Genomic DNA, 8,531 nt, shown 5'->3' with positions numbered 1-8,531 from the left:
AAGAGGCTAGGAGCCGGAGCTAGACAAATAACTTTATGAATGTTGGAGCGTTATCTAGTTTTGAAGGAATGAAAATTTCTTCTTGAAATATTTACTAAAGATAGTATAATAATACTTGTCTTTACTTTATCTAGTGACGATGGCGAGAAGGTCACACCCGTTCCCATACCGAACACGGAAGTTAAGCTTCTCAGCGCCGATGGTAGTTGGGACTTTGTCCCTGTGAGAGTAGGACGTCGCTAGGTTTTGTATCGTTCCGCAGTAGCTCAGTGGTAGAGCTATCGGCTGTTAACCGATCGGTCGTAGGTTCGAATCCTACCTGCGGAGCCATTTGGAGAGCTGTCCGAGTGGTCGAAGGAGCACGATTGGAAATCGTGTAGGCGGTCAACACTGTCTCAAGGGTTCGAATCCCTTGCTCTCCGCCACTACGTTTTAAATATATTTTTCGAAAGCAAGTTGGCCCGTTGGTCAAGCGGTTAAGACACCGCCCTTTCACGGCGGTAACACGGGTTCGAATCCCGTACGGGTCACCAATTGGAGGATTAGCTCAGCTGGGAGAGCACCTGCCTTACAAGCAGGGGGTCGGCGGTTCGATCCCGTCATCCTCCACCATTTAAATAGTTTTTATATTATCGCGGGGTGGAGCAACGAGCGCGTTGCATCATCGGAATACTGCGAGTTGTCTCGACGGATATTGCTTCTAGAATAAGCTAGCAGAGGAAGGGACAGTATTGCGCAAGCTATGCGCATAATAAAACATTATATTTTCTATTATCGCGGGGTGGAGCAGTCTGGTAGCTCGTCGGGCTCATAACCCGAAGGTCGTAGGTTCAAATCCTGCCCCCGCAACCAAAAAAAAGTTGTTGACTAGTGTATAATAATATAGTAAAATAATATTTATCTTGAAACAAAAGACGAAATATTCAATGAATATATTAAATATTTGGTCCCGTGGTGTAGCGGTTAACATGCCTGCCTGTCACGCAGGAGATCGCCGGTTCGATCCCGGTCGGGACCGCCATTATTTTACATATGTGGCTCAGTAGCTCAGTCGGTAGAGCAAAGGACTGAAAATCCTTGTGTCGGCGGTTCGATTCCGTCCTGAGCCACCATATTTTTTGCCGGTTTAGCTCAATTGGTAGAGCAACTGACTTGTAATCAGTAGGTTGGGGGTTCAAGTCCTCTAGCCGGCACCATTTAGTTTAATATGTGGAGGGGTAGCGAAGTGGCTAAACGCGGCGGACTGTAAATCCGCTCCCTCAGGGTTCGGCGGTTCGAATCCGTCCCCCTCCACCATTTATTTTTTTGTAACATTTTATATATTAGGGGCATAGTTTAACGGTAGAACAGAGGTCTCCAAAACCTCCAGTGTGGGTTCGATTCCTACTGCCCCTGCCATAATCATTGTGGCGGCTGTGGCGAAGTGGTTAACGCATCGGATTGTGGTTCCGACATTCGTGGGTTCGATTCCCATCAGCCGCCCTTTTGTTTTTAAAATGTTTTAATGAACACTCAGCTATGAGGATTCAATAGCTTCTTTATTGGGCTATAGCCAAGCGGTAAGGCAACGGACTTTGACTCCGTCATTCGTAGGTTCGAATCCTGCTAGCCCAGCCATTTTTTCATTTTAATAATTTACTTTGCGGAAGTAGTTCAGTGGTAGAACACCACCTTGCCAAGGTGGGGGTCGCGGGTTCGAATCCCGTCTTCCGCTCCAATGGCGGCATAGCCAAGTGGTAAGGCAGAGGTCTGCAAAACCTTTACCACCGGTTCGAATCCGGTTGCCGCCTCCATTAATTTAAACTGAATGTAAGTGTTTTATTATAACTTGCCGGGGTGGCGGAACTGGCAGACGCACAGGACTTAAAATCCTGCGGTAGGTGACTACCGTACCGGTTCGATTCCGGTCCTCGGCATCTTCAGATGTCTTTTTCTTTCTATATATGCCGGTGTGGCGGAATTGGCAGACGCGCACGACTCAAAATCGTGTTCCTTCTGGAGTGTCGGTTCGACCCCGACCACCGGTATCAAAGAAATAGTAAAAACGACGTTTCTTAACAGAAACGTCGTTTTTTTACGTTTAACCTGGCATTTTATATCGTAATAGCCACTCATCCAATTATGAGTATCCAATGATAATTTATAAGTTCATATCCAGTCAGAGCTATACTGCACTTTGAACGATTCCGCTTCTTGCATATAAACGTACAGCATTTGGAAGGATAAGCAAAAAGAGATAAAAGGAGACATATGCATCGTGATTTCTGAATCTGATCAATCAACGAATGAAACAGTTGCTACACTTATCCTAAAGCAACTTGAGAAGTGGGGAGTTAAAAGGATTTATGGGGTTGTTGGTGATGCCATTATTGGGTTTATGGATGAGCTAGCACGGCAAGATACCATCCAATTTATTGCAGTGAAACATGAATCGGTTGCAGCTATGATGGCTTCAGCTGAGGCAAAGGTAACGGGAAGACTTGGTGTTTGTCTTGCAACAATGGGGCCAGGTTTGGGTAATTTACTGAATGGTCTTGGAGATGCCTATTTGGATAAAGCACCTGTACTTGCCATAACTGGACAGGCTCCTACACCCAAAATAGGAACGGACTATAAGCAGTATATTGACCAACAAGAACTGATAAAACCACTTGCGGAATATACGTCTCTCCTTGCCCATCCCGACGCAATTACAGATTTACTATCAAAAGCAATGAAGACATCCCTTGTAAAAGGTGCTGTTTCACATTTATCTGTTCCCAAGGATCTATTTACAATGAACTCAGCAGCAAAAATTTACCCAGAACCTAAAATGATTCAGGGCAATACCCTCATTGATGAAAAGGAGATCATAAAGGTTGTTGAGGTATTGAAAACAGCTAACAAACCGATGATTTTAGCAGGTCTTGGGGCAAAACAAGCTGTAAGTGAAATAGAGAAGTTAGCGGACATATGGGGAGCTGGAATCCTTGTTAGTTTAGGTGCGAAAGGGGTTTTCCACGACTCATGTAAAAGCCTATTAGGTGGGATTGGCCAAGGAGGAAATCCTTATGCTAAGCAGCTATTTCAGCAATCAGACGTTGTTTTACTAATAGGAAATTTGTGGTGGCCAGAAGGGTATGTACCTCAACATGCTAAAGTAATCCAAATTGATATAGAAAAAGAGAATGTTGGTAACGGTATACCTGTTGAGCTAGGGATAATAGGTTCAGCTGAAAGGCTTGTTCCACTCTTAACAGAAAGTCTCGGGACTTATACACAAAATCAAACATGGGTAACAAATATTCTAACCGTAAAAGACAAATGGGAAAAACAGAACGAGCAAGAAGGGTTACAAACTGAACAACCTATCCATCCATCGAGAATCGTTCGAGCAATTGAAAATAGTGTAAAACAGGATGCTGTTATTACTCTTGACACAGGTGATGTAACAGTTTGGTTTAATCGGAATTTCCGTTCAACAAAACAACAGATTATCTTTTCCGGAGAATGGCGAACAATGGGATTTGGTTTACCTGCCGCACTTGCTGCTAAATTATGCTTACCAGAAAAACAAGTGGTTGCGATTGTTGGAGATGGTGGGTTAGAAATGACGCTAGCTGATTTGCTAACTGCTGTGCGATACAACATAAATATCACAGTAGTTATATTCAATAACCATGCATTACAAATGGAACGGGATAAAATGATTGCCAGCGGAAGTATTCAAAAGGATGTGGACTTAACAAACCCTGATTTCGCAAAAATAGCTGAGGCCTGCTCGTGGAAAGGCTATTCTATTACAGAAGAGAGTGCATTAGAAGAAACACTGAATAAGGCACTTTTACATAATGGACCCACACTGGTAGTGGTTGAAACTGCTCCGATAGTCCATCCCGAAACAAAGGGGTAACGGGTCTTAGGCAACTAGTTTTGCCTGTTCTCAATTAATGTATTAGTTAATCGGGAACAGGCCCTTCTTATTGGAAATAATCAATAGTTTACTAATATAGTATTTAGATGATAAAATTTAAATAGTGTTATTTTGCTTAATCTTATTTTAAGAGCGGGGGACCCAAATTATTCATGCGGAGATATCCGCTATTGGTGAATTCTATTAAAGAAGGGGCTCAGTGTTTCCCATAGTCCTAACCTGAAAGCTAACCTCGTAAGCAATTAAGTGGAAACAGTATAATAGAATAGTATTTCGATAATGATCGAAATTATATTATATCGGACTATTTGTTTCCCTTGCCTAGAATTTCTTTTATTAAAAACATCAAGAAGGTGAGGAAATTTATGAAAAAGTTTAAATTAAGTTTAGCAACTCAAATTTTTATCGGTCTTGTATTAGGGATTATCGTCGGTGGAATCTTCTATGGGAGTGCAACGGCACAGAGTGTTCTACAGCCGTTCGGTGACCTTTTTATCCGATTAATTAAAATGATTGTCGTACCAATTGTACTTTCTAGTATCATCGTTGCCATTGCTGGTGTTGGTGATTTGAAATCGGTTGGTAAATTAGGTGCTAAGTCCCTTACTTATTTTATAAGTATGACATTAGTTGCGATTGCGGTTGGCCTTATTGCTGCCAATCTTATTCAGCCTGGTACTGGTCTAAATATGGACAAGTTAGAACAAAGTGACATATCTAATTATGTACACACATCAGAGGAACAAGAAGGCAAATCGATTACCGATACACTGCTTCATATTGTTCCGACAAATCCAATTCAAGCAATGGTTGAAGGCGATATGTTAGCCATCATTTTCTTTGCTGTTGTATTTGGTCTAGGAATTGCTGCGATTGGCGAAAAAGGAAAACCTGTTTTACGTTTCTTTGAAGGTATGGCAAATGCCATGTTTTACGTGACGAACTTATTTATGAAATATGCTCCAATTGGTGTTTTTGCATTAATCGGTGTCACGATTTCGAAATATGGTTTTGCATCACTTATTCCATTAGGTAAGTTAGCTCTTACTGTTTATGGAACGATGATTTTCTTTGTTATTGTAGTTTTAGGCTTGTTAGCAAAATTTGTTGGGTTCAGTATTTTTAAATTGCTAAGGCTGATTAAGGAAGAGTTAATTTTAGCTTTTTCAACAGCAAGCTCAGAAACGGTACTTCCGAGAATTATGGACAAAATGGAGCAAGCAGGAAGTCCTAAGCATATAGCGACTTTCGTTATTCCAACAGGTTATTCCTTTAATCTGGATGGATCTGTTTTATATCAAGCAATAGCCTCTTTATTTATTGCCCAAATGTACGGGATTGACTTAAGTATTGGGCAACAAATAACACTCATGTTAGTGTTAATGGTAACATCTAAAGGGATGGCAGGAGTACCTGGTGTATCCTTTGTGGTACTTTTAGCAACATTTAGTACAATGGGTTTACCTGCTGAAGGTTTAGCTTTTATTGCGGGTATTGATCGTATTTTAGATATGGGTCGTACGGCGGTTAACGTGGTAGGTAATTCATTAGCAGCTCTCGTTGTCGCAAAATGGGAAGGGAAATTTAATCCTCCTGTAGAAGTTGATACTATGAGAGAAGCTGAAGCATCATAAAAAATAAGCGCATTTCTATTGTATAGAAACGCGCTTATTTTTTTATGAATGTAACATCTTCAAAATATGGATAACAGCCTGCATGAGTATTGCATAAGATAAAAGAACATGAAGGGGGAGGAAATCAATATGCCAACACATATCAATATTTACAGCATGAAAGTAAATAGTATTTCGAACAACGGTTCAGTGAATATTGGTGAATCCTTTCATAATGCTCACACAGCAAATTCCAAGTCGCAAGGGGAAAATTCATCCTATGGTGATCTTTCACCAACATCTTCAGGGATGGAGAATGTGTTTATTGATCCAGATTTAAATGATCAAGGAGATATCGGAAACCCAGCAGTTGTGAAAAATATTGCTCAGGATTGAGAACTATCCATTTCTTGGCAAAATTTCCTTACGCATAGACGTATGCTGAATGATAATGTCAAAGAGAAAGGAATAAATAAGATGCCTTACATGATTAATATCTTTAATATAAGAACGAATAATATGAGTCAAAATGCGAATTTTGGTATTGGCGGTACTGTTCATAACAGCCACACAGCTAATTCAAAAAATGTAGGATTAAGCTTTTCTTTAGGGGATTTATCACCCAATTCATCTTTAATTGCAGAAGGTTATTTTGATACAGATGTTACAGATCAAGACCAAATCTTCAATCCATCTTTCCCGGTTTCAAATCAATTTTAATTTTAGTATTAGGAGGTTATCAGATGTTCCCCTTTCAATCTCTCTTTCCGTTTAAGGATATTATGCAGCAGTTGATGAAACATTCGGGACATTCTTCGAGCATTGAAAAATTTGTTCAAGAGTCCATCTCGAAATCTATGTCAAGTTCCCTAGATCTCTTTCAAAATAATGCGTCTGTTATACAACGTGCCTTTCATGAGAACCAGGTGAGTGAAGATGGAGAAGTTTCTTTACCTGAACAAACGAAAGCAAGTGAACTAACTCCAACCATATTTGATTCTCATGATCACGTGTATGTGAAATTTAGAATAAAGGATTCGACCAAATTATCAAACGTCAAAATTTTTCATACATCTAATACCATCATTATTGAAGGCTATCCGAATGAGGAAAGTTATCATGAGTTCGCACTGCCTGAGATTGTAAAGAAAAAAGGAGCAACTACCAGTTATAAAGATGAATATCTTCAAATCAAACTACCAAAGGCAACAGATATGCAATATACACAAATAGATGTCCCTCCCATTGATTGAACAGATGGGCGTCTTATTTCATTAGTTAAATAACACATTGGGGCCATTGTGACGAAATTACAGGAATGAAACGTCAATCGAACAATATGATTAGTAATAGAAGGAAGTACTATTTTACTTGTCATGTGGAATATGGGAGGGAAGCATCGTGGATTTTGAAAAGCTTAAGCAGTGGATGGAAGTTGCCCAAAAATATCAAGCGGGTGATTTTTGGAATCATATCTTTGATAAAGAAACCGCGAGAAAATTTATGCAGGATATGAAATCCGAACAAGATGTACAGCAAGCTAGCCGGACAACTGAATCGGTTGAATTCCCTCCAATTGATATCTTCATGCTTGACACTCAGATTGTCATCTTAATAGAAATCCCTGGTATTGATAAAAGAGACATCCAGCTAAAAGTCATTGGTACAAAATTAACAATTAGGGGTATTTCAAGATTACCATTTAAACCAGATACAACCTTAAAAAATGAGCGTGTGTACGGAGAATTTGAGCGTACAATCGAACTTCCAGAACCAACTGACGGTAATCCGATAAGAGCCAGATACAATCATGGGCTTCTCGTTATTACCTATCAAAGAAAAATAGAGCCAGAGGAGCTTGTCATAATCGAATAAACTACTTCTCCAAAAAATATCGAATCCATAAATAAGCTATTAGCAATTGAGTGAAAAAAGAGTGGTGATGATAAAGATGCCCTTTAAAAGAAATGTTCATAAGGAAAATAACCAGGTGGCTTTAGAAAAGAGGATTGAAAAGCTTGAAAGGGAGTTTAAGAGAATCAATACTCTTGAAGTGACAATGAAACGATTCTTAAAAATGGAAAGCAACTTTCTTGCCTTTTCCACCATGAGTGCATTAGAAGAATCAGCAGCCAAAGGGAAGAAGGAAAAGCAATATCATAGTATACCTGATGATTTTGAAGCGAAAATCATTGCCACTGTGGAAAAAAGACTGAGGGCTCAGTGGTTTCACGATTTGGACAAACTAAAGGAACAGCTAGATTCAATTACTCATGACATATCTAGCTTAAGAGAGCAGATCAAGCAGTGTGAATCTGAGAATAACCATATCCTTAAGGAATTTCACGAAATAAAAGGTGCATTGGATAATCAAAAGAAATCAAACGAACTCCCAGTCGTTTATCAAGATATAAAGATTGAACGTGTGCTAATTGACAATTATGAACTGAATAATAATATCGCTCACCTTGGAGTAAGAGATTTAAGTGGTAGTTTAAACGTTGGAGCTACATATGGAACGGGAATTATCCCGTCAGACTTGGCGGAGGATTTTTTATCTACTATGAATGATTTTAAGAAAGAAAAGAACAATGAACAAAATAGTGGAGGTACATCGGAACAATCTGACGCAAATAAAGAGGAAAATGTAGGAGAAACTGTCGATATGAATGAAGAAGGAGAAGAGATTAATATAGAAGATTAGAAATCTTTTTTATTCCTATGCAGGAGACCTGAACTTAAGAATTACTAGTGGTATTAACAAAAAATCCTCACAAAAGATGGTGAGGATTTCAGACTGTTGACAAACGCTCGCATACTGCGTTGCTTGCTCGCTCGTTCCGCTCATTCGGCAACTTCTATTCGCGTCTTCGCTCAGCATCGCGCCTTGTCTGAAAAGTGCTTTTAAGACAGTCTGGGACTTGAGTTAAAATTTAAATATCCTTAAAAATTCGTGTAGACAAAGTTAGCACCGACTTTGTCTACACTCAAAAATCCCCACAAAT

7 protein-coding genes, 16 tRNA genes, 1 rRNA gene and 1 riboswitch are annotated in these 8,531 nt (G+C 39.6%); all 24 genes read left to right on the top strand.

The genetic code is table 11. The annotated features are described in order from the left end of the window. Nucleotides 1-129: 129 nt before the first annotated feature. The 24 genes from rrf (at nucleotide 130) to BTHG_RS08310 (ending at nucleotide 8,230) form a co-directional block, all read left to right on the top strand. A 5S ribosomal RNA gene (gene rrf / locus BTHG_RS08425) occupies nucleotides 130-245 on the top strand. 10 nt (nucleotides 246-255) lie between these two features. Beyond that, nucleotides 256-330, top strand: a tRNA-Asn gene (locus tag BTHG_RS08420). 3 nt (nucleotides 331-333) lie between these two features. Then, nucleotides 334-425, top strand: a tRNA-Ser gene (locus tag BTHG_RS08415). Nucleotides 426-458: 33 nt separating this feature from the next. Continuing rightward, nucleotides 459-533: transfer RNA gene (locus BTHG_RS08410), tRNA-Glu, on the top strand. A gap of 3 nt (nucleotides 534-536) precedes the next feature. Next, nucleotides 537-612, top strand: a tRNA-Val gene (locus BTHG_RS08405). Between the two features lie 163 nt (nucleotides 613-775). Next, a tRNA-Met gene (locus BTHG_RS08400) sits at nucleotides 776-852 on the top strand. A gap of 93 nt (nucleotides 853-945) precedes the next feature. Beyond that, nucleotides 946-1,021, top strand: a tRNA-Asp gene (locus BTHG_RS08395). Between the two features lie 15 nt (nucleotides 1,022-1,036). Continuing rightward, nucleotides 1,037-1,112: transfer RNA gene (locus tag BTHG_RS08390), tRNA-Phe, on the top strand. 8 nt (nucleotides 1,113-1,120) lie between these two features. Next, nucleotides 1,121-1,196 (top strand) — tRNA-Thr (locus tag BTHG_RS08385). Nucleotides 1,197-1,211: 15 nt separating this feature from the next. Then, nucleotides 1,212-1,296 (top strand) — tRNA-Tyr (locus tag BTHG_RS08380). Nucleotides 1,297-1,324: 28 nt separating this feature from the next. Beyond that, nucleotides 1,325-1,398 (top strand) — tRNA-Trp (locus BTHG_RS08375). A gap of 11 nt (nucleotides 1,399-1,409) precedes the next feature. Next, a tRNA-His gene (locus BTHG_RS08370) sits at nucleotides 1,410-1,482 on the top strand. A gap of 60 nt (nucleotides 1,483-1,542) precedes the next feature. Further along, nucleotides 1,543-1,617: transfer RNA gene (locus BTHG_RS08365), tRNA-Gln, on the top strand. 25 nt (nucleotides 1,618-1,642) lie between these two features. Beyond that, nucleotides 1,643-1,717: transfer RNA gene (locus BTHG_RS08360), tRNA-Gly, on the top strand. 2 nt (nucleotides 1,718-1,719) lie between these two features. Further along, nucleotides 1,720-1,793: transfer RNA gene (locus tag BTHG_RS08355), tRNA-Cys, on the top strand. Nucleotides 1,794-1,830: 37 nt separating this feature from the next. After that, nucleotides 1,831-1,916 (top strand) — tRNA-Leu (locus BTHG_RS08350). Nucleotides 1,917-1,945: 29 nt separating this feature from the next. Continuing rightward, nucleotides 1,946-2,027, top strand: a tRNA-Leu gene (locus BTHG_RS08345). Between the two features lie 230 nt (nucleotides 2,028-2,257). Beyond that, on the top strand, nucleotides 2,258-3,892 hold the full coding sequence (locus BTHG_RS08340) for a thiamine pyrophosphate-binding protein (protein ID WP_010283722.1): 1,635 nt from the start codon (nucleotides 2,258-2,260) through the stop codon (nucleotides 3,890-3,892). A 123-nt stretch (nucleotides 3,893-4,015) separates the two neighbouring features. Then, nucleotides 4,016-4,169, top strand: a riboswitch (cyclic di-AMP (ydaO/yuaA leader). Between the two features lie 109 nt (nucleotides 4,170-4,278). Further along, on the top strand, nucleotides 4,279-5,547 hold the full coding sequence (locus tag BTHG_RS08335; RefSeq protein WP_010283721.1) for a cation:dicarboxylate symporter family transporter: 1,269 nt from the start codon (nucleotides 4,279-4,281) through the stop codon (nucleotides 5,545-5,547). A gap of 129 nt (nucleotides 5,548-5,676) precedes the next feature. Continuing rightward, nucleotides 5,677-5,922, top strand: coding sequence for a spore germination protein (locus BTHG_RS08330; RefSeq protein ID WP_010283720.1), 246 nt, complete (start codon nucleotides 5,677-5,679; stop codon nucleotides 5,920-5,922). An 81-nt stretch (nucleotides 5,923-6,003) separates the two neighbouring features. Continuing rightward, a complete protein-coding gene (locus BTHG_RS08325) occupies nucleotides 6,004-6,246 on the top strand; it encodes a spore germination protein (RefSeq protein WP_010283719.1) in 243 nt (80 codons plus the stop codon). Nucleotides 6,247-6,269: 23 nt separating this feature from the next. Further along, nucleotides 6,270-6,779 carry an Hsp20/alpha crystallin family protein gene (locus BTHG_RS25730; RefSeq protein ID WP_010283718.1) on the top strand — a complete coding sequence of 170 codons (510 nt, stop codon included), beginning with the start codon at nucleotides 6,270-6,272 and terminating at the stop codon, nucleotides 6,777-6,779. 148 nt (nucleotides 6,780-6,927) lie between these two features. Beyond that, nucleotides 6,928-7,401 (top strand): Hsp20/alpha crystallin family protein, encoded by a 474-nt coding sequence (locus tag BTHG_RS08315; protein ID WP_010283717.1) that lies wholly within the window; start codon nucleotides 6,928-6,930, stop codon nucleotides 7,399-7,401. Nucleotides 7,402-7,477: 76 nt separating this feature from the next. Further along, a complete protein-coding gene (locus tag BTHG_RS08310; protein WP_010283716.1) occupies nucleotides 7,478-8,230 on the top strand; it encodes a hypothetical protein in 753 nt (250 codons plus the stop codon). The last annotated feature ends 301 nt before the right edge of the window (nucleotides 8,231-8,531 follow it).

The sequence above is a fragment of the Bacillus timonensis genome, assembly GCF_000285535.1.
Classification (GTDB): Bacteria; Bacillota; Bacilli; order Bacillales; family Bacillaceae_L; genus Ferdinandcohnia; species Ferdinandcohnia timonensis.
This window is presented reverse-complemented; position numbering and strand designations above follow the sequence as displayed.